This window comes from Streptomyces sp. NPDC096132 (assembly GCF_044763345.1).
GTDB lineage: Bacteria > Actinomycetota > Actinomycetes > Streptomycetales > Streptomycetaceae > Streptomyces.
On sequence record NZ_JBIWGA010000011.1, the window covers coordinates 67,039 to 85,188 of the forward strand.

General features: G+C 73.5%; 17 protein-coding genes. 5 read left to right on the forward strand and 12 right to left on the reverse strand.

What is annotated here, in order from left to right:
* Nucleotides 1-405 precede the first annotated feature (405 nt).
* Nucleotides 406-2,910, forward strand: coding sequence for a PQQ-binding-like beta-propeller repeat protein (locus tag ACIRF9_RS25600; RefSeq protein ID WP_403826609.1), 2,505 nt, complete (start codon nt 406-408; stop codon nt 2,908-2,910).
* Between the two features lie 41 nt (nt 2,911-2,951).
* Complete coding sequence (locus ACIRF9_RS25605) at nt 2,952-3,830, forward strand: hypothetical protein (RefSeq protein WP_403826612.1); 879 nt, start codon at nt 2,952-2,954, stop codon at nt 3,828-3,830.
* Nucleotides 3,831-3,849: 19 nt separating this feature from the next.
* On the opposite strand, the gene ACIRF9_RS25610 is transcribed toward ACIRF9_RS25605, so the two are convergent.
* The gene (locus ACIRF9_RS25610; RefSeq protein WP_403826615.1) at nt 3,850-4,737 is read right to left on the reverse strand and encodes a LysR family transcriptional regulator; all 888 of its coding nucleotides are present in this window, start codon (nt 4,735-4,737) and stop codon (nt 3,850-3,852) included.
* Nucleotides 4,738-4,820: 83 nt separating this feature from the next.
* Here ACIRF9_RS25610 and ACIRF9_RS25615 point away from each other — a divergent pair, with 83 nt between their 5' ends.
* Genes ACIRF9_RS25615 through ACIRF9_RS25625 form a run of 3 tightly spaced genes read left to right on the forward strand, consistent with a single transcriptional unit; the run spans nt 4,821 to nt 7,356 of the window.
* Nucleotides 4,821-6,011, forward strand: coding sequence for a thiolase family protein (locus ACIRF9_RS25615; protein ID WP_403826618.1), 1,191 nt, complete (start codon nt 4,821-4,823; stop codon nt 6,009-6,011).
* Nucleotides 6,008-6,679 (forward strand): 3-oxoacid CoA-transferase subunit A, encoded by a 672-nt coding sequence (locus tag ACIRF9_RS25620; protein ID WP_403826621.1) that lies wholly within the window; start codon nt 6,008-6,010, stop codon nt 6,677-6,679. The genes ACIRF9_RS25615 and ACIRF9_RS25620 overlap by 4 nt, the downstream gene beginning before the upstream one ends.
* On the forward strand, nt 6,676-7,356 hold the full coding sequence (locus tag ACIRF9_RS25625; RefSeq protein ID WP_403826624.1) for a 3-oxoacid CoA-transferase subunit B: 681 nt from the start codon (nt 6,676-6,678) through the stop codon (nt 7,354-7,356). Before ACIRF9_RS25620 ends, ACIRF9_RS25625 begins: the two co-directional genes overlap by 4 nt.
* A gap of 25 nt (nt 7,357-7,381) precedes the next feature.
* Here the strand turns inward: ACIRF9_RS25625 and ACIRF9_RS25630 are convergent, their stop codons facing one another.
* The 11 genes from ACIRF9_RS25630 to paaN form a co-directional block, all read right to left on the reverse strand.
* Nucleotides 7,382-8,980, reverse strand: coding sequence for a bifunctional 3-(3-hydroxy-phenyl)propionate/3-hydroxycinnamic acid hydroxylase (locus ACIRF9_RS25630; RefSeq protein ID WP_403826627.1), 1,599 nt, complete (start codon nt 8,978-8,980; stop codon nt 7,382-7,384).
* Nucleotides 8,981-9,093: 113 nt separating this feature from the next.
* The gene (gene paaE, locus ACIRF9_RS25635) at nt 9,094-10,203 is read right to left on the reverse strand and encodes a 1,2-phenylacetyl-CoA epoxidase subunit PaaE (protein ID WP_403826630.1); all 1,110 of its coding nucleotides are present in this window, start codon (nt 10,201-10,203) and stop codon (nt 9,094-9,096) included.
* Nucleotides 10,200-10,706 (reverse strand): 1,2-phenylacetyl-CoA epoxidase subunit PaaD, encoded by a 507-nt coding sequence (gene paaD, locus ACIRF9_RS25640; protein ID WP_403826633.1) that lies wholly within the window; start codon nt 10,704-10,706, stop codon nt 10,200-10,202. Before paaD ends, paaE begins: the two co-directional genes overlap by 4 nt.
* The gene (gene paaC, locus ACIRF9_RS25645; RefSeq protein WP_403826636.1) at nt 10,700-11,548 is read right to left on the reverse strand and encodes a 1,2-phenylacetyl-CoA epoxidase subunit PaaC; all 849 of its coding nucleotides are present in this window, start codon (nt 11,546-11,548) and stop codon (nt 10,700-10,702) included. The genes paaD and paaC overlap by 7 nt, the downstream gene beginning before the upstream one ends.
* A 30-nt stretch (nt 11,549-11,578) precedes the next feature.
* The gene (gene paaB / locus ACIRF9_RS25650; RefSeq protein WP_403826639.1) at nt 11,579-11,875 is read right to left on the reverse strand and encodes a 1,2-phenylacetyl-CoA epoxidase subunit PaaB; all 297 of its coding nucleotides are present in this window, start codon (nt 11,873-11,875) and stop codon (nt 11,579-11,581) included.
* Complete coding sequence (paaA, locus tag ACIRF9_RS25655) at nt 11,872-12,810, reverse strand: 1,2-phenylacetyl-CoA epoxidase subunit PaaA (RefSeq protein WP_403826641.1); 939 nt, start codon at nt 12,808-12,810, stop codon at nt 11,872-11,874. Before paaA ends, paaB begins: the two co-directional genes overlap by 4 nt.
* 33 nt (nt 12,811-12,843) lie before the next feature.
* The gene (locus ACIRF9_RS25660) at nt 12,844-13,659 is read right to left on the reverse strand and encodes an enoyl-CoA hydratase/isomerase family protein (RefSeq protein ID WP_403826644.1); all 816 of its coding nucleotides are present in this window, start codon (nt 13,657-13,659) and stop codon (nt 12,844-12,846) included.
* Nucleotides 13,650-14,498, reverse strand: a complete 849-nt coding sequence (locus ACIRF9_RS25665; protein ID WP_403826647.1) for a 3-hydroxyacyl-CoA dehydrogenase family protein — start codon at nt 14,496-14,498, stop codon at nt 13,650-13,652. The genes ACIRF9_RS25660 and ACIRF9_RS25665 overlap by 10 nt, the downstream gene beginning before the upstream one ends.
* Nucleotides 14,495-15,271 (reverse strand): enoyl-CoA hydratase/isomerase family protein, encoded by a 777-nt coding sequence (locus tag ACIRF9_RS25670; RefSeq protein WP_403826650.1) that lies wholly within the window; start codon nt 15,269-15,271, stop codon nt 14,495-14,497. Before ACIRF9_RS25670 ends, ACIRF9_RS25665 begins: the two co-directional genes overlap by 4 nt.
* The gene (locus ACIRF9_RS25675; protein ID WP_403826653.1) at nt 15,268-16,449 is read right to left on the reverse strand and encodes a thiolase family protein; all 1,182 of its coding nucleotides are present in this window, start codon (nt 16,447-16,449) and stop codon (nt 15,268-15,270) included. The genes ACIRF9_RS25670 and ACIRF9_RS25675 overlap by 4 nt, the downstream gene beginning before the upstream one ends.
* Nucleotides 16,439-18,133 carry a phenylacetic acid degradation protein PaaN gene (paaN, locus tag ACIRF9_RS25680; RefSeq protein ID WP_403826656.1) on the reverse strand — a complete coding sequence of 565 codons (1,695 nt, stop codon included), beginning with the start codon at nt 18,131-18,133 and terminating at the stop codon, nt 16,439-16,441. The genes ACIRF9_RS25675 and paaN overlap by 11 nt, the downstream gene beginning before the upstream one ends.
* Nucleotides 18,134-18,150: the final 17 nt, after the last annotated feature.

Consider the following 18,150-nt stretch of genomic DNA (forward strand, 5'->3'; position numbering starts at 1 on the left):
CCCGCACGGATGGACACGCCGGCCCTCGGTGGGCGGCTCGCGAAGCGGGGTGACCTTCAACACATCGGAGGTATGCGGACGCGTCGGTGGCTTCATCCTGCACTTGTTGCTCATCGCGCACTGTTCCCGCAGGGCGGGCACGTGTCACCCGATCTCTGACGCGGCGTCACATTGCTTTCCGGAAGTGGAAGACGGGCTGAACGCCTACCTCCAGGTAATCGGCAGGGGACGCCCGGAGGTGGTCTCGTCCGCCACTCCAGCATCTAGTCTGTTTCTCAGACCCCCCACAGGGCCTTCCCCCGCAGCGTGGGCGGGACTCCCGCCCGTCACCACCGAGAACAGGCGGCTGAGGGCATGCAACCACTGCGCCCAGAAGATCCCGAGAAGCTAGGTCCCTATCGTCTCGTGGCTCGGCTCGGAGCCGGCGGCATGGGCCGGGTCTACCTGGCGAGGGCGTCGGACGGGCGCACCGTCGCGGTCAAGGTGATCCGCCCCGAGATGGCGGAGGACAAGAACTTCCGGATCCGCTTCCGGCGCGAGGTGGCGGCCGCGGCGGCCGTCGGCGGCATCTACACGGCACCCGTGGTGGATGCCGCCCCGGACGCCGACACGCCCTGGCTCGCCACCGTCTACGTACCCGGCCCCACCGTGGCCGAGGCGGTCGCCGCACACGGGCCGCTGCCGGTGGAGACGGTCCTCGCGCTGGGCGCCGGAATCGCCGAGGCGCTGATCGCGGTGCACGCCGAGGGGCTGGTGCACCGCGACCTCAAACCGTCCAACGTGCTGCTCGCCGCGGACGGCCCGCGCGTCATCGACTTCGGTATCGTCCGCGCCCGGGACGGCTACGAACTCACCGGCGACGGATCCCTGTTCGGCTCCCTCGACTACATGTGTCCCGAACAGGCCACCGGTGACCAGATGGGGCCGGAGGGGGACATCTTCTGTCTCGGTTCGGTGCTCGCGTTCGCCGCGTCGGGGCGGACCCCGTTCGGCGGAGCCGCGGGGGCCGCGCTGCTCTACCAAGTGGTCCACGGTTCCGCCGATCTGACGCTGGTTCCTGAGCCGCTGGACAAGATCCTCAGCCTCTGTCACGCCAAGGACCCGGCCCTGCGGATCAGCCCCGACCGGCTCTCCGCGGCCTGCGCTCCCGGCGGCGCCGAACAGGTGCTGACGGAGGGTTGGCTGCCCGCGCCGGTGGCCGCCATGGTCGCCGACCGCGTGGCCGCCGCGAGGGACCTCGACCACCTCACGCGGAGTGCGGCCGCCCCGGCCGACATGCCCGACCTGGAGGCTCCCACGTCCAGCGGGCGCGGGTCGGCGTACGCGACGGTGGGCTGGTCGTCGTACGACACCGCCGTCACCGACGGCCGGGGCGGGAGCGGTGCGACCGGCTCGGGGTGCCCATCCGGAGCGGGGGGTGCCGGGGCCGGCGCGGATCGAGTCGCCGGAACAGGGAGTGCAGGCATCGGCCGGGATCGCCGTGCCGGTGCGGGGGGCGCCGGCACCGGTCGGGATCGCCGTGCCGGAGCGGCGGGCGCCGGTACCGGTCCGGATCGCCGCGCCGGAGCCGGGGGTTACGGAGTCGGCGCGGATCGCCTCCCCGGGGCCGCCGCTGGAGCCGAGGGCGACCGCGGTGGGGGGCCCGCCGGCGAACTGACGGAAGCGGAACCCTATGTCCTCGCCGGGGAGCCCGCGCCGGAACGTTCCGCCGCGCCCGGTCACCATCGCGCCCCCGCCCGCTCCGGAGTCTCCCGGCGGGCGATCCTCGCCGCGGCCGCGACCGCGGGCACGGCGCTCATCGGGGGCGCGGCCCTCGTGGCCGCCCGGAGAAAGCACACGGACGGACAGGCGGTGCGCCCGCTGGGGCCGGCCCCGGAGCCGACCTGGGTCTACCGGGGCGGCCCGCTGCTGCAGGCCCCGGCCGTCTTCACCAACGGCACCGCCCTGATGAAGACCCGCCCCGGCACCATGATCTGCCTCGACCTGGAGAACGGCTCCCAGCCCAAGTGGGTCTACCAGGGCATCAGCCTCTCACCCACCCCCGTCCTGCTGACCTACGGCGCCGCGGTCGCGCTCGGCACCGGCTCGACGCTGATCGGCGTCGACCCGGCCAGCGGCGCCGAGCGGTTCACCCTCGACTTCGGTGACGACTACCAGTTCGACCAACTGCTCGGCAGCTACGACGGCTACGAGGTCTCGGTCCTCGGCGCCAGCCTGCAACGCCAGTCCGCGGAGCAGGGCGTCGCGACCTCCACCAGCACGGTCTTCGGCGTCAACCTCCAGGCCCACCAGGCCCTCGTCATCCCCATCAACCCCGAGGACGTCGGCATTCCGCTGCAGCCCGTCATCACCCCCGACTCCTTCGTCTACGCCGACGGACTGCGCAACGTCTCCGTCCGCTCCACCCGCGACGGCGGCAGCCTGCGCTGGCGGCACCAGGTGGGCTACGACCTGCGGCCGGGTCTCGCCGTACTCGGCCAGACCGTCTTCGCCATCGGCTCCGAGTTCATCGCGCTCGACCTGAACACCGGAAAGATCCGCTGGCAGGCGAAGGCCGAACGCGGCATGTTCGCCTCCCTCGGAGCAGGGGGCAACACGGTGTACGCCACCGGCACCGATCCCTACGGCGTCCACGCCTTCAACGCGGCGAACGGCACCCGGCGCTGGTTCTGCGAGACCCCCCGTCTCAACGTCGACAGCCCGATCGCGGTCGGGGCGCACGCCGTGTACGTCCCGGCCTTCGAGAACAAGAACGGCTTCTACGCCATCGACACCGCCTCCGGCCGCCTGCTGTGGAACTTCACCGACGGCCGCGAAACCGGCGTCAACGACTGGCAGCTCTCCTGCGACGGAGCCGGACACCTCGTGGCCCAGCACTTCGACCGGGCCTACGGACTGCCCGTGACCTGAGAACCGGGGCCGGTGTCCCGGCCCTGGCGTAGGCTCCGCCCGTGAGCTTCCCGCCCCCGGTCGACTGGGCCCGCCTCCATCACGCCTACGGCCCGGCGGACGACGTACCCGGGCAGCTGGCCGCGCTGGCCGACGCCGATCCGGAGGTGCGCGCCGCCGCCGTGTCGGCCCTCACCGGCAACGTGTACCACCAGGGCACCCGCTGGCAGGCGAGCGCTCATGCGGTGGCTCCGCTGGTCGCGCTCGTCGACAGGCCCGGGACGCCCGACCGCGCCGCCGTGCTCTACCTGCTGCACGCCGTCGCCCTCGGCGATCCGAGCGACGACGACCTGCCCTTCGACCCCGGGCACGCCTTCGCCGAGGCCGACCGGGTCGGTCCGGCGGACGAGCGGGAGGTGATCCGGGTCCTCTACGAGGAGGACGACCCGGACGTCGACTCCATCGCGGACGTGGGGGACGCCGTGGTGGTGCTGTGGGCCGCCGACGCCTACCGCGCGGTCGAACGCCACACGGCATCCGTGCTGGCCTGGCTACGGGACCCCGACCCCGTAGTGGTGTCCCGCGCGGCGGCCCTGGCCGTCTGGTACCCACGCATCCCGGGCCTGGCGGAGGCGCTCACCACCGTACCGCTCGACAGCGGCGCCGCACGGGCCTCGGCCAACCTCGCGCTGGCCCATCTCCCCGGACCCCTCGGCACCGGCGAACTGGCCTCCCTGACCGCATGCCTGACGTCCCCTCACGAGACGACACGGGTCACGGCGGCCGTCGCCCTGGCCCGCCACCGGGCGACGGCCCTGCCCGACGAGGCGCTCACCGTGCTCGTCCAGGCCTACGACGGTGAGGTCACCGGCGACGTCCCGGGCTGGGACCGCGCCCTGCGCGGCCATGTCGCCCGCGCACTGCACCGCCTCGGCCTGTGACCCGTCCACCTCGCGCCGGTCAGTGCCTCATGTGCTGCTCGACGATCGCCGCGACCCGCTCGGTCGCCGGTGAGTTCCGCCGGCCCCGGCGGGCGAGCCCGAGCGTGACGGTCTCGGCCTCGGTGAGCGGCACGTAGGCGACACCGTCGAGAGCGAGGCTCTGCACCGACTCCGGGACCAGCGCGACCCCGTGGCCGGCCGCGACGAAGACGACCAGGGTGGAGGTCTCGCCCACCTCGATCAGCGGTGACGGTACGAAGCCGGCGCGGGCGCAGGCGTCGAGGACCCGGCCGTGCATCGACGAGCGGTCCCGGGAGGGATGGACGACGAAGGGCTCGTCGGCGAGTTCCCCGAGGGGGATCCGGCTCCTGCCCGCCAGCCGATGGCCGGCGGGCAGGGCGGCCACCAGCCGTTCGGACCGCAGAGGAGTGAAGGCGATGGCGGCGTCCGTCGGGGTGTCGGAGCGCAGGAGGGCGAGGTCGTAGGTGCCGTTGCGCAGGCCTTCGACGAGTTCGGGGTTGAGCAGTTCACCGCGCAGTTCGAGGGCCACGTCGGGGAGTTGCGCCCGTACCGTACGGGCGATCTGCGGCAGGACGTCGTACGTGGCCGTGCCGACGAACCCGATGGACACGCGGCCCGCCCGGCCGGCGGCCAGCAGCGCCATCTGCTCCTCGGCCCGTTCGACCTCGGCCAGGATCGAGCGCGCGTACGTGACCAGCTGGCGGCCGGCCTCGGTGAGCTCGACCCGCCGTGTGGAGCGGGTGAAGAGCGTCGTGCCGAGTTCCCGCTCCAACTGCTTGAGCTGCTGGGAGAGCGCGGACTGCGCCACGTGCAGCCGCTGGGCGGCGCGGCCGAAGTGGCACTCCTCGGCGAGGGCGAGGACGTAGCGGACATGCCGGAGCTCCATGGACCCATTTTATCTGGCTCAGTGATTAATCATGAAGGAATGGGTATTGGACGAGATCAATGTCCGGAGCCTACGTTCGATCCATGGTTGCCAGCTTCGTTTACAGCGCAGTACGCACGCCCTTCGGCCGGTACGGCGGGGCGCTCGCCGAGATCCGGCCCGACGACCTCGCGGCCACCGCCGTGACGGGCCTGCTGGACAAGGTGCCCGCGCTCGATCCCGCCGCCATCGACGACGTGGTCTGGGGCAACGCCAACGGCGCGGGCGAGGACAACCGCAATGTCGGCCGGATGGCCGTCCTGCTGGCGGGCCTGCCGACGACGGTGCCCGCCACGACGGTCAACCGGCTCTGCGGCTCCTCGCTCGACGCGGCGATCATCGGCTCGCGCGCCGTGGAGAGCGGCGACGCCGACCTCGTCCTCACGGGCGGGGTGGAGTCGATGACACGGGCGCCGTGGGTGCTGCCCAAGCCGTCCCGCGCGTTTCCCGCCGGCCACACCACCGCCGTGTCGACCACCCTGGGGTGGCGGCTGGTCAACGAGCGCATGCCGAAGGAGTGGACCGTCTCCCTGGGCGAGGCCAACGAACAGCTCGCCGAGCGGTTCACCATCCCCAGGGAGCGTCAGGACGAGTTCGCCGCCCGCTCCCACATCCTCGCGGACGCCGCCTGGGACTCCGGCTTCTACGACGACCTGGTGGTACGGGTCGAGGCCGACGGCGAGGCCCTCCTCACCCGCGACGAGGGGATCCGGCCCGGATCCACTCCGCGGAAGCTGGCCGGCCTCAAGCCCTCCTTCCGCCCCGACGGCGTGATCACCGCCGGCAACGCCTCGCCGCTCAGCGACGGTGCGTCCGCCGTACTGATCGGCTCCGAGGCCGCCTCGTCCCGTGTCGGCGTCGCGCCACTGGCCCGGATCGCCGGCCGCGGAGTGTCGGCGCTCGAACCGCAGCTGTTCGGGTTCGCGCCGGTCGAGGCGGCCGAACGGGCCCTGAAGCGGGCCGGGATCTCCTGGTCGGACGTGTCGGCGGTCGAGCTCAACGAGGCCTTCGCCGTGCAGTCCCTGGCCTGCGTGGACGCCTGGAAGATCGACCCGGCGATCGTGAACACCAAGGGCGGCGCGATCGCCCTCGGCCATCCGCTGGGCGCCTCCGGCGGCCGGATCCTCGGCACGCTGGCCGCGCGGCTGCGCGAGTCGGGGGACCGGTGGGGGCTGGCCGCGATCTGCATCGGCGTCGGACAGGCGCTGGCCCTGGTCCTGGAGAGCGCGGCATGAGCGTCCGGGTGTGCGCCGATCCCGACGAGGCCGTGGCCGGCATCGAGGACGGTTCGACCGTACTGGTCGGCGGATTCGGCATGGCCGGCATGCCGGTCGAGCTGATCGACGCGCTCATCCGGCAGGGCGCGACCGAGCTGACCGTGGTGTCGAACAACGCCGGAAACGGTGACACCGGGCTGGCGGCGCTGCTGGACAAGGGCCGGGTGCGCAGGATCGTGTGCTCGTTCCCCCGCCAGTCCGACTCATGGGTCTTCGACCGGCTCTACCGCGAGGGACGCATCGAGCTGGAGGTCGTCCCGCAGGGCACCCTCGCCGAACGGCTGCGCGCGGCGGGGGCCGGGATCGGCGCGTTCTACTCGCCGACCGGGGCCGGTACTCCGCTCGCCGAGGGCAAGGAGACCCGGGAGCTAGCGGGCCGCACCCATGTCCTGGAGTACCCGATCAAGGGCGATGTCGCGCTGATCGGCGCCCACCGGGCCGACCGGATGGGCAACCTCGTCTACCGCAAGACCGCCCGCAACTTCGGGCCCGTCATGGCCACGGCGGCGACCACGGTCGTGGCCCAGGTGCACGAGATCGTCGACATCGGAGCACTCGATCCGGAGGCAGTGGTGACCCCCGGCATCTACGTCGACCGCGTCGTCCGGGCGGTGGCCGCGGCATGAACCCGACGACCGCACCGCAGCCCGTCGTGGAGAACCTCGGCCGAGGGCCGCTCACCAAGCACGAGATGGCCGCCCGGGTGGCACGCGACATCCCGCACGGCTCCTACGTCAACCTGGGCATCGGCCAGCCGACCCTGGTCGCCGACCACCTTCCCGACGGGGCGGGGGTTGTGCTGCACACCGAGAACGGCATGCTCAACATGGGACCGGCGGCCCAGGAGGGCGAGATCGATCCGGACCTCACCAACGCGGGGAAGATCCCGGTCACCGAACTGCCCGGGGCCGCCTACTTCCACCACGCCGACTCCTTCGCCATGATGCGCGGCGGCCACCTCGACATCTGCGTGCTGGGCGCCTTCCAGGTGTCCGGGGCCGGTGACCTCGCCAACTGGCACACCGGCGCCCCCGACGCCATCCCGGCCGTCGGGGGAGCGATGGATCTGGCGATCGGCGCCAAGCGCGTGTTCGTGATGATGAGCCTGTTCACCAAGGACGGCGCCCCCAAGCTGGTCCCGGAGTGCACCTACCCGCTCACCGGACTTCGCTGCGTCGACCGCGTCTACACGGACTTCGCGACCTTCCAGGTCGGCCCCGGCGGCGCCACCGTCCTGGAGACGTTCGGCATCTCCTTCGCCGACCTCGCCGAGCGCCTCGACGTCCCGCTGTCCCGGCCGTGACGCGGGGGCCCGCCCGCCGAGGCGCTCAGGCGTCCGGGCCGTTGTCTCCCGCCCACTGCCGCCGCGCCTCGGCGAGCAACCGGCCGACATCAAAGGCCTGTCGGACGCCGCCGAAGACGTAGTGGTCGGGACGGGCGAGCACCGCCTCGCACGACCGGCCGTGCAGCCAGGGCGTGAGCACGGGGACCTCTTCCCGGTACCTGTCCCCGAGCAGCGGGGCGTCGGAGCGGTTCAGACGGACGAGCCGGACCGGGAAACCACCTTCGGCCTCGTGCTCGCGCAGCGCCGACTCGGCGGCGGCGGTCCCGACGTCCTCACGCACCACCAGCCGGAAGGCGGTGCCGGTGAAGTCGTCCAGCAGGCCGCTCCTTCCCCGGCCGTCGGTCACCCGTGGCTGGGGGAGGATCTCGCCGCGGGCGGGGGAGCCGTGCGGCGCGAGGAAACCGTCCCGCAGCCCGGGGATGAGGGACTGGCGGACGGTGCCGCCGGGGTTGGCCGCCAGTTCGGCGAGCAGCCTCGCGTCACGCGCCGCCGCGGCGACCTCGTCGCGTTCGCAGATGATCCGGCCCAGCTCCTTGGCCGTGGCCGTCACCCGCAGCACATGCGGCTCGCGCTCGCGCTGGTAGGTGTCGAGCAATCCGTCACCGGCGCCCCCGCGCAGCCGGCCGGCCAGCTTCCACAGAAGGTTCGACGCGTCGCGGATTCCCTGGCACATCCCCTGGGCGAGGAACGGCGGAGTCATGTGCGCGGCGTCGCCCAGGAAGAACAGCCGTCCGGCCCGCCACTGTCTGAGGACGAGTGCGTGGAAACGGTAGGACGAGGCGCGCCAGAGGTCGTAGTCACCGGGATCCAGCCACCGGGACAGCAGCTCACGGACGATCCGGGGCTCGGCCATCTCCCGCGGATCCTCGCCCTTGTCGATCATCAGCTCCCAGCGGCGCAGACGGCCGGGCCCCACGACGTAGGTGCTGGGGCGGGCCGTCTCGCAGTACTGGACGTTGGTCCGCGGCAGCGCCTCGCCCGCACCGGGCCGCAGCAGCACGTCCACCACGAGCCACGGTTCGTCGAACTCCAGGTCGCGCAGGGCCAGGCCGGCACGGGCCCGGATCCGGCTGCTCCCCCCGTCGCACGCCAGGACATGGCGTGCGCGCACGCTGTGCCGGCGCCCCGCCGCGTCGACCGCCTCCACGGTCGCGCCCTCGTCGTCGACCTTCACGTCCGTCACCGTAGTGCCGAGGTGGACGTCGACGCCGTCCGCCCGGGCCAGGCGCTCACGCAGCGCCCTCTCCAGTTCCGGCTGGAGGAAGACGTAGTTGGGCGCCCAGCCCAGCGGGTGGGGTGGTGGCGCGGTGTCGATCCGCTTGATCACCTGTCCGCCGGCGGTGCGGTACTCCGACGGGCGATACGGCATGATGTGCGGCTCCAGGGCCTCGGCCAGGCCCAGGTTGGCGAACGTACGCATGGCCTCCTGGTCGAATCCGATGGCGCGGGGCCGTGGCTCGACGGTCGTGGCGCGGTCGAAGGCCACCGCGGTCAGCCCGAGGGCGCCGGCCAGGTTCGCGGCCGTGGCGCCGACCGGGCCGAGCCCCACGATGGCCACGTCGGCGTCGAGTGTGTCCGTCATGAGAGCCCCTCCCGTTCACCACGGAAACCGTCCCGAACCGCACCCGCACCGTATTTGTCAGAACTTTGACAGTCAAGGTTCTGGCGATTTTTGGCCGTGGTTCCGGTCGTGCCTCAACTGTCGAAGTCGACGGTGAGGGAGTCCGACACGGCGTACGTCTGGCAGGTCAGGACATACCCGGCGGAGACCTCCGCCGGTTCCAGCGCGTAGTTGCGGCGCATGTCGGCGTCCCCGTCGGTGACGAGGGCGCGGCAGGTCCCGCAGACCCCGCCCTTGCACGCGAACGGCAGGTCGGGGCGGGCCTGTTGGGCACCGTCGAGGACACTGCGCCGGCGCGGCGCGGCGAACGTGGTCGCCCGGCCGTCGAGGACCACCGTGACCTCGCTCGTCGGGCCACGGTCGCCGGTGTCGTCCGGGTCGGCGGCGCGCTCGGCGGGCGGTTCCTCGTCCGCGTGGAACAGCTCCTGGTGGACCCGGTCCGCCGGGACACCGAGCCCGGTGAGCAGCGCGCGGGCGTCGCGCACCATGCCGTGCGGACCGCACAGCCACCAGTGGGAGACCTCACGGACGTCGAGCAGGGCGTCCAGCAGCGCGCCGAGCCGCCCGGTGTCGAGCCGGCCGGACAGCAGCTCGGCCTCGCGCGGCTCGCGCGACAGCACATGGGCCAGGTGGAAACGGGCCGGGTACCGGTCCTTGAGGTCGGCGAGCTCGTCGGCGAACATCACGCTGCCGGTGCGCCGGTTGCCGTACAGCAGCGTGACCCGCGCGTCCTCGTCCGCGGCGAGGACGGACGCGGCGATGGACAGCATCGGCGTGATGCCGGACCCGGCGGCGACGAGGACATGGTGGCCGAGGCCGCCGACCAGATCCGGCGTGAACGCCCCCGCCGGTGCCATCACCTGGAGGGTGTCCCCGGGCCGTACACCGTGCACCAGCCAGGAGGAGAACAACCCGCCCGGCACCACGCGGACACCGATGCGCGGCGCCGTACCGGCCGGTGAGCAGATCGAGTACGAGCGCCGCTCGTCACGGCCGTCGATCTCGCGGCGCACGGTGAGGCACTGACCGGGCCGGAACGCGAACGCGTCGGCCAGCCGGTCGGGGACGTCGAAGGTGAGGGCGGCGGCGTCGGCGCACAGCGGCTCCACGGCCGACACCCGCAGGGCGTGGAAGACCGGGCGGCGTCGCGACCGGACGGGCGGTGGGGTGGCGGGGAGGGTCATGGCAGGTCCTTGACGTGGGGGAACGGCTCCAGACAGGTGCGGCAGCGCCGCAGTGCCGTGCAGGCGGTGGCGGCGAAGCGGGAGAGCTCCTCGGTGTCGGCGGAGGAGCAGCGCGGGCAGGGCACCTTGGCGGGCGCGGTCGTCAGGCTCAGCCAGGTCCGGCCCGGGGCGCCGCGCGGTCCCGGCGGTGCGATGCCGTGCTCCGCCAGCTTGCGGCGGCCCTCGTCGGTGATCCGGTCCGTCGTCCACGGCGGATCGAGCACCGTGACCACCCGCACGTCGGCGAAGCCGGCGGCCCGCAGCCGGGCCACCACCTCGGCGCGCATCTCGGCCACGGCGGGACAGCCCGAGTACGTCGGCGTGAGCCGGGCGACCACGGCGCCCCCCGCCGTCACCTCGAGGCCGTGCAGCACCCCGAGGTCGGCGAGCGTCAGCATCGGCAGCTCGGGGTCGGGCACCTCGGCGGCGATGCGCCACGCCCGCTCCGGCGACGCCGTCACCATGACGCGTCCGGATGGGCGCGGGCGACGCTCTGCAACTCGGCGAGGAGCGGCGCCAGGTGCGGGGTGTGGTCGCCGCCGCGCCCCGTGCCCGGCACGGCGACCGTGGACATGCCGCACTCCTCCAGTCCGGCCTCGGCGAGCACCTCGGACAGCTCCCGCCGGGTCCGCGTGGCGACGACGGCCGGATCGGCCCCGAGACCCACAGCCGTACGGTCCGTCAGCAGCTCGTCCACCCAGGGCGCCAGCGTGGTCAGCGCGTCCCGCATCCGCCGGCCGGACTCGTCGGTGCCGTCACCGAGCCGTACGGTCCACTCCGCGGCGTAACGGCGGTGGTAGGCCAGCTCCTTGACGCTCTTCGCGGCGATCGCGGCCAGCACCGGGTCGGCCGCCGTGCTGAGCGCCTCGCACACCGCGAGCCGCCAGACGGACAGCACCAGCAGCCGGGCGACGGTGAACGCGAAGTCCCCGCCGGGCAGTTCGGCGAGCCGTACGTTGCGGAAGTCCACCGGGTCGCGGAAGTAGGCGTACGCGTCCTCACCGCGACCCGTGCCGTCGGCCCGGCCCGCCCTGGCGTACAGCAGCCGGGCCTGGCCGAGGAGGTCGAGGCCGATGTTGGCCAGCGCCAGCTCCTCCTCCAGCTCCGGGGCGCGGGTGCACCACTCGGCCAGCCGCTGCGCGGACACCAGGGCGTCGTCGCCGAGCGCCAGACAGCAGGCGGCCAGGTCGTCCGCGTCGACACCGCCCGGCACCGGCTGATCGAGGCCGTGCAGGGGGTCGGTGAAGCCGGTGCCGAACGCCCAGCGGGCGCTGTCGCCGTCGACGTACAGGTCCTCGTCGGTCATGCGCTGCTCCTCAAGGTTCCCGGACCTCCCCTAGATGTGGGGGACGTCGTCGGGGATGTCGTAGAAGGTGGGGTGCCGGTAGACCTTGTCGCCGCTGGGCGCGAAGAAGGGGTCCTTCTCGTCGGGCGCGGAGGCGGCGATGGTGTCCGAGCGCACGGCCCAGATGCTCACGCCCTCGTTGCGCCGGGTGTAGAGGTCGCGGGCGTGGAGCAGGGCCATCTCGTCGTCGGCGGCACGCAGGGAGCCGACATGGACGTGGTTGAGCCCGCGCTTGCCCCGGACGAACACCTCGTACAGCGGCCAGCCGTTCTCTCCGGTCGTGCTCATGCCGCCGCTCCTTCCCGCACCCGGGCGGCCCGCTTGGCGGCGTGCGCGGCCGCGGCGCGACGCACCCAGGCGCCCTCCTCGTGGGCGGCCCGACGGCGGGCGATCCGCTCGGCGTTGCACGGCCCGTCGCCCGAGACGACCCGCTTCAGCTCCTCCCAGTCGGGGCTGCCGAAGTCGTGGTGGCCGCGCTCCTCGTTCCACCGCAGCTCCGGATCGGGCAGGGTGACGCCCAGCTTCTCGGCCTGGGGGACGGTCATGTCGACGAAGCGCTGCCGCAGGACGTCGTTGGAGTGCCGCTTGATCTTCCAGGCCATGGACCGCGCCGAGTTGGGGGAGTCGTCGTCGGGCGGGCCGAACATCATCAGCGACGGCCACCACCAGCGGTCGACGGCGTCCTGGACCATGGCCCGCTGCTCGTCGGTGCCGCGCATCATGGTCAGCAGCAGTTCGTAGCCCTGCCGTTGATGGAACGACTCCTCCTTGCAGACCCGCACCATGGCGCGTCCGTACGGGCCGTACGACGTCCGGCACAGCGGCACCTGGTTGCAGATGGCCGCCCCGTCCACGAACCAGCCGATCACCCCGACGTCGGCGAAGCTGCGGGTGGGGTAGTTGAAGATCGAGGAGTACTTCTGGCGGCCGTCGATCAGCCGCTCGGTCAGGTCGGTGCGGTCGGCGCCCAGCGTCTCGGCCGCCGAGTAGAGGTACAGCCCGTGCCCGGCCTCGTCCTGCACCTTGGCGAACAGGATCGCCTTGCGGCGCAGCGACGGCGCCCGCGTGATCCACTCGCCCTCCGGCTGCATGCCGATGACCTCGGAGTGGGCGTGCTGGGCGATCTGCCGCACGAGCGTGGCCCGGTAGGCGTCGGGCATCCAGTCGCGGGGTTCGACGCGCTGGTCGCGGGCGATGGTGTCCTCGAATACGGACATGTTCATGAGGGTGGGTGCTCCTTTCCTGGGGATGGGTGGTCAGCGGCCGTGGAAGACCGGTCCGCGCCGTTCGAGGAAGGCGGTGACGGCCTCACGGTGGTCGTCGGTGGTGCCGAGCCGTCGCTGGACGACCGACTCGCGTTCCAGCGCCGCCGGCAGGGCCGTGGTGGCCGCCGACCGCAGCAGCGCCTTGGTCTCCCGGTGCGCGGCGGTCGGCCCGGCGGCCAGCGTGCGGGCCAGGGCCACGCCCTCGGCGGCGGCCGAGCCGTCCGCCACGACGCGGTGCACCAGCCCCCACCGCTCGGCGTCCCGCGCGGAGAAGGTGTCGCCGAGCAGCATGAGCCCCGCGGTGCGGGAGGGGCCCAGCTGCCGGGCCAGGGCGCGGGCCACGCCCGAGTCCGAGGCGAGGCCGACCCCGCCGAACGCGGTGGCGAAGCGGGCGCCCTCCGCGGCCACACGGACGTCGGCGCAGAGCGCGAGCCCGAGCCCGGCGCCGACGCAGGAGCCCTCGACCGCGACGACGAGCGGGACGGGCAGCGCGTGCAGTTCCTTCACCAGGGGGTTGTAGTGGTCGGGGATGTTGGCGAAGGCCGTGGCGGGCGAGGTCTTCAGCAGGTGGGCGTGTTCCTTGAGGTCCTGGCCCACGCAGAAGTGCCGGCCGCGGGCGGTGATCAGGGCCGCCCGCACCTCCCGCCGGGCGTCCGTGGTCAGCCGCCGGGCGGCCATGAGGAGGGCGCCGCGCAGATGGGCGTCGAGCGCGTTGCCGGTCGTGCGTCCGCGCAGTTCGATCACCGCCACGGCGTCGGTGACCTCGTACGACACCCCGTGCGACGTGGGGTTTTCGCTCACTGCCATCGGTAGAACCCCTGACCGGTCTTGCGGCCCAGCTCACCGCGGGCGACCTTCTCCCGCAGCAGCCGCGGCGGCGCGAACCGCTCGCCGAGCGTCGCGTGCAGATGTTCGGCGATGGCGAGCCGTACGTCGAGTCCCACCACGTCGGTCAGGCGCAGCGGGCCCATCGGATGCCGGTAGCCGAGGCGCATGGCCGTGTCGATGGCCTCCGGGTCGGCGACGCCCTCCTCGACCATGCGGATCGCCTCCAGACCGAGCGCGAGGCCGAGCCGGCTGCTGGCGAACCCGGGGGAGTCCTGGACGACGACCTCCTCCTTGCCGAGCACCCGCGTCCAGCCGATCGCCGCGGCGAGGGTCGTTGAGGTCGTGCCGGGGGCGAGCACCAGCTCGACGAGCCCCGAGACGGGGACGGGGTTGAAGAAGTGCATCCCGAGGAACCGCCCTGGGCGGGTCAGCGCGGTCGACAGCTCGGTGACCGACAGGGAGCTGGTGTTGGTGGCGAGCACGCACGTGTCCGTGACGACGCCCTCGGCGGCGGCCAGCAGCTCCGCCTTGAGCACGGCGTTCTCCGGTACGGCCTCCACGACGAGCTCGGCGTCCGGGGGCAGTTCGGCGACCGTCGACACGGCGGTCACCGTGCCCGGCACGGCGGACTCCGGCGCTCCGCCTGCCCGCCGCAGGCCCGTGGCGATCCGCTCCAGGGCGTCGGCCGCCGTGGCGCCGTCGCGTTCCACGACCACCACACGCGATCCGGCGGCCGCGAAGGACTGGGCGATCCCGGCGCCCATCCGCCCGCCGCCGATCACCCCCACCACCGAGGGCGGTGTCGCTGCCGAGGTCATGCCCGGCCTCCCTTCTTCTCCAGGAAGCGCGTCATGCGCTCCTCCTTGTCCCGGCCTTCGAACAGCACCGCCTGGGCGAGGTCGTCGGCGACGGGATGAGGTCCCGCGGCATCCGTGACGAGCTTGGTGAGCCGCAGGGCGAGCGCCGACGAGCGGGCCATCCGGTCGAGCAGCGTGTGCGCCTCGTCGAGCAGCCGGTCCGCCGGTACGACGTCCATGACCAGGCCGCAGGCGAGCGCGGCGGCCGCGTCGAGGTTCCGCCCGGCGAGCAGCACCTGCTTGGCCACCGACTCGCCCACCAGTTCGCGCAGCCGCCAGCAGGCACCGGCGGCGGCGAGGATGCCCAGACCCGGCTCGGGGTTGCCGAACACCGCGTCCGGCCCGGCGATCCTGAGGTCGCAGGCGTACGCCAGCTCGGCGCCGCCGCCCAGCGCCCAGCCCGGCACGGCGGCCACGGTGGGCATCGGCAGTCCGCGCACCCGCTCGAACAACCGGCTGTTGATCCCCCGCAGCGCCTCGTCCCGGCCGCGCCGCCGCAGCTCGGCGATGTCCGCGCCGCCGGCGAAGACCCCGCCGTGCCCGGTGAGCAGCAGCAGCTTCGGCGCGCGCTCCAACTCCTCGCACACCTGGTGCAGTTCGGTGATCATCCGGGCGTTGACGGCGTTGCGGGAGGCGGGCCGGCGCAGGGTGACCACCACCCGGTCCGCGCGCTCCTCGACCGACAGCGTCTCGTACGCCGGGTTCTCGTGCGCCGGACCCTCGTACGCGCTCATACGCGCTCCACGAGCATCGCCACGCCCTGTCCCACCCCGACGCACAGCGTCGCCAGACCCCGCCGGCCGCCCTCCCGCTCCAGCCGGCCCAGCAGGGTGAGCAGGATGCGGGTGCCCGAGCAGCCCAGGGGGTGACCGAGGGCGATGGCGCCGCCGTCGGCGTTGACCCGGTCCGGGTCGAGCTTCAGCCGGCGGACGACCGCCAGGGCCTGGGCGGCGAAGGCCTCGTTGAGTTCGATCGCGTCGAGGTCGTCGACCGTCCAGCCCGCCCGTTCCAGGGCCAGGGCGGTGGCCGGCACGGGACCGAGCCCCATCAGACGCGGTTCGACCCCGGCCGAGGCGGCGGTGACGACCCGGGCCCGGGGCGTGAGCCCGTACCGCTCGACCGCCGCGGCGCTCGCCACGACCAGGGCGGCGGCCCCGTCGGACAGGGGAGAGGAGTTGCCCGCGGTGACGATCCCGCCCCGGCGGAAGACCGTGCGCAGCCCGCCCAGCTTCTCCAGCGTGGTCGTCGGGCGCGGCCCCTCGTCCTGGGTCACCTCACCGTCCGCCACCGGTACGGGGACGATCTCCGCCGCGAAACGGCCCGCCGTCCGCGCGGCCACCGCCCGCCGGTGGCTGCGCAGGGCGAAGGAGTCCGCCTCCAGCCGGGTGATGCCGTCCAGGGCGGCGACCTCCTCCGCCGTCTCGCCCATCGACAGGGTGGTGGTGTCCGGGAAGCGGGGGTTGGTGAAGCGCCAGCCGAGCGAGGTGTCGTGGACCTCGCCCGGCCGCGCCCAGGGGGTGCCCGGCTTGGCCATCACCCACGGCGCGCGGGTCATCGACTCGACCCCGCCCGCCACGACCAGCTCCGCCTCACGGGCGCGGACGGCCTGCGCGGCGGACGCGACCGCCGTCAGCCCGGAGGCGCACAGCCGGTTGACGGTGTACCCGGGCACGGTGTGCGGAAGTCCCGCCAGCAGTACGGCCATCCGCGCGACGTCCCGGTTGTCCTCGCCGGCCTGGTTCGCGGCGCCGAGGATCACCTCGTCCACGGAGTCGGCCGGGATCCCGGCGCGCCGCACGGCCTCGCCGACGACGAGCGCGGCCAGGTCGTCGGGGCGTACGGCGGCCAGGGCACCGCCGTAGCGGCCCTGCGGGGTGCGGGCCCCGTCGATCAGGTAGACCTCATCGGACATCGGTCTGCTCCTCGGCGGGGGCGTGGCGGCGGGACTGGAGGACCGCGAAGCGGCCGGTGACGAACGCCGGGTCGGTCAGGGTCGCGTTGGCGGCCGGGTTGGCCGAGGTGCCGTGGAAGTCGCTGAAGGCGGCGGACTGGTTGGGGAACACGTCGGCGGTCAGGTTCTCCGAGAGGTGCACCCCCGCCTCCAGGGCCGTCGCCCGTGCCGCCGCCAGGACGTCCTCGCCGGTCGCGTACACGCACGCGGTGAGCGCCCCGTGGGCCCGTACGGTGTCGTGCAGGACGCGCAGGGAGTGCGCGGTGTCGTCGGTGCCGATGACGAAGGAGACCGGCCCGAACCACTCGCTGGTGCAGGTCTTCTCGTCGGCCTCCGCGTCGAGCCGCGCCACCAGCGGGGTGCGGACCACGGCGTCCGGATGCTCGGGGTGCGCCACGGCACGGGAGGGATGCGCGGTACGGCCCAGAGCCGCCGCCTCCTCCAGCCGCGCGAGGACCCCGCCGCCCACGATCGCGCCTAGGGTCGCGGCGGCCCGGGCCGGGTCGCCGAGCAGGTCGTCCAGCGCGGAGCCCAGATCGGCCGCGAACTCGTCGGCCGTACGCGGTCCTCGGTCCGTGGGGAAGCCGTCGCGCGGCACCAGGATGTTCTGCGGGGCGGTGCACATCTGCCCGCTGTAGAGCGACAGCGAGAACGCGAGATTGCGCAGCAGCCCGGCGTAGTCGTCCGTGGAGTCCACGACGACGGTGTTCAGCCCCGCCTTCTCGGTGTGCACGACGGCCTGGCGGGCGTTGGTCTCCAGCCAGTCGCCGAACTCCCTGGAACCGGTGAAGTCCACGATCCGCACATCGGGATGGGTGGCCAGGGCGGGAGCGGTGCGCTCCTCGGGGCGCGAGGCGGCCAGCAGCACCACGTCCGGGTCGAAACCGGCCTCCGCCAGCACCTCGCGGGCGATCCGCACGGTGATCGCCAGCGGCAGCACGGCCCGCCGGTGCGGCTTGACGATCACCGGGTTGCCCGTGACCAGGCTCGCGAAGAGTCCCGGATAGCCGTTCCAGGTGGGGAAGGTGTTGCAGGCGACGAGCACGGCCACGCCCCGGCCGACCGGGGTGTAGGTCTTGTCCATGACCAGCGGTCCGCCCCGGCGCCGGGGCTTGCTCCAGCGCGCGGTGGCCGGATGGCGCCGCTGCGCCTCCCAGGCGTACGCCACCGCCTCGAGGCCGCGGTCCTGGGCGTGCGGGCCGCCCGCCTGGAAGGCCATCACGAAGGGCTGGCCGGTGGTGTGCTGGACGGCGTGCGCGATCTCGAAGCTCGCCGCGTTCAGCCGGGCCAGGATCTCGGCCGCCACGCCGGCCCGGACGTCGGGGCTCGCCGAACGCCAGGCCGGGGCGGCCGCCTTGGCCGTCGCCACGGCCGCCTCGGGTGCCAGATGGGGGTAGCTGATGCCGAGCGGGAAGCCGTACGGCGACACCTCCGAGGCGGGGACGGTGCCGGTGGTGGGGTGCCCGTCGAGCGGGAAGGGGCGGTCGAGCAGGGCGCGGAAGGCCGCCTCGCCCGCCTCCGGTGACCCGGCCCCGTACACGGAGGCACTGGGGGTCTCCGGATACGGCGTCCAGTAGCCGCGGTCGGTGGTGCGGGCCACGGCCTGTTCGAGCAGGTCGGCGTGGCGGGCGTGGAAGGATGACATGAGTGCTCCAGGCCGAA

Excerpts from the sequence above, each read along its gene's own strand:
- ACIRF9_RS25610 (WP_403826615.1), bottom strand. The coding sequence starts at position 4,737 with ATGGAGCTCCGGCATGTCCGCTACGTCCTCGCCCTCGCCGAGGAGTGC.
- ACIRF9_RS25615 (WP_403826618.1), top strand. The coding sequence starts at position 4,821 with ATGGTTGCCAGCTTCGTTTACAGCGCAGTACGCACGCCCTTCGGCCGG.
- ACIRF9_RS25620 (WP_403826621.1), top strand. The coding sequence starts at position 6,008 with ATGAGCGTCCGGGTGTGCGCCGATCCCGACGAGGCCGTGGCCGGCATC.
- ACIRF9_RS25625 (WP_403826624.1), top strand. The coding sequence starts at position 6,676 with ATGAACCCGACGACCGCACCGCAGCCCGTCGTGGAGAACCTCGGCCGA.
- ACIRF9_RS25630 (WP_403826627.1), bottom strand. The coding sequence starts at position 8,980 with ATGACGGACACACTCGACGCCGACGTGGCCATCGTGGGGCTCGGCCCG.
- paaE (WP_403826630.1), bottom strand. The coding sequence starts at position 10,203 with ATGACCCTCCCCGCCACCCCACCGCCCGTCCGGTCGCGACGCCGCCCG.
- paaD (WP_403826633.1), bottom strand. The coding sequence starts at position 10,706 with ATGGTGACGGCGTCGCCGGAGCGGGCGTGGCGCATCGCCGCCGAGGTG.
- paaC (WP_403826636.1), bottom strand. The coding sequence starts at position 11,548 with ATGACCGACGAGGACCTGTACGTCGACGGCGACAGCGCCCGCTGGGCG.
- paaB (WP_403826639.1), bottom strand. The coding sequence starts at position 11,875 with ATGAGCACGACCGGAGAGAACGGCTGGCCGCTGTACGAGGTGTTCGTC.
- paaA (WP_403826641.1), bottom strand. The coding sequence starts at position 12,810 with ATGAACATGTCCGTATTCGAGGACACCATCGCCCGCGACCAGCGCGTC.
- ACIRF9_RS25660 (WP_403826644.1), bottom strand. The coding sequence starts at position 13,659 with ATGGCAGTGAGCGAAAACCCCACGTCGCACGGGGTGTCGTACGAGGTC.
- ACIRF9_RS25665 (WP_403826647.1), bottom strand. The coding sequence starts at position 14,498 with ATGACCTCGGCAGCGACACCGCCCTCGGTGGTGGGGGTGATCGGCGGC.
- ACIRF9_RS25670 (WP_403826650.1), bottom strand. The coding sequence starts at position 15,271 with ATGAGCGCGTACGAGGGTCCGGCGCACGAGAACCCGGCGTACGAGACG.
- ACIRF9_RS25675 (WP_403826653.1), bottom strand. The coding sequence starts at position 16,449 with ATGTCCGATGAGGTCTACCTGATCGACGGGGCCCGCACCCCGCAGGGC.
- paaN (WP_403826656.1), bottom strand. The coding sequence starts at position 18,133 with ATGTCATCCTTCCACGCCCGCCACGCCGACCTGCTCGAACAGGCCGTG.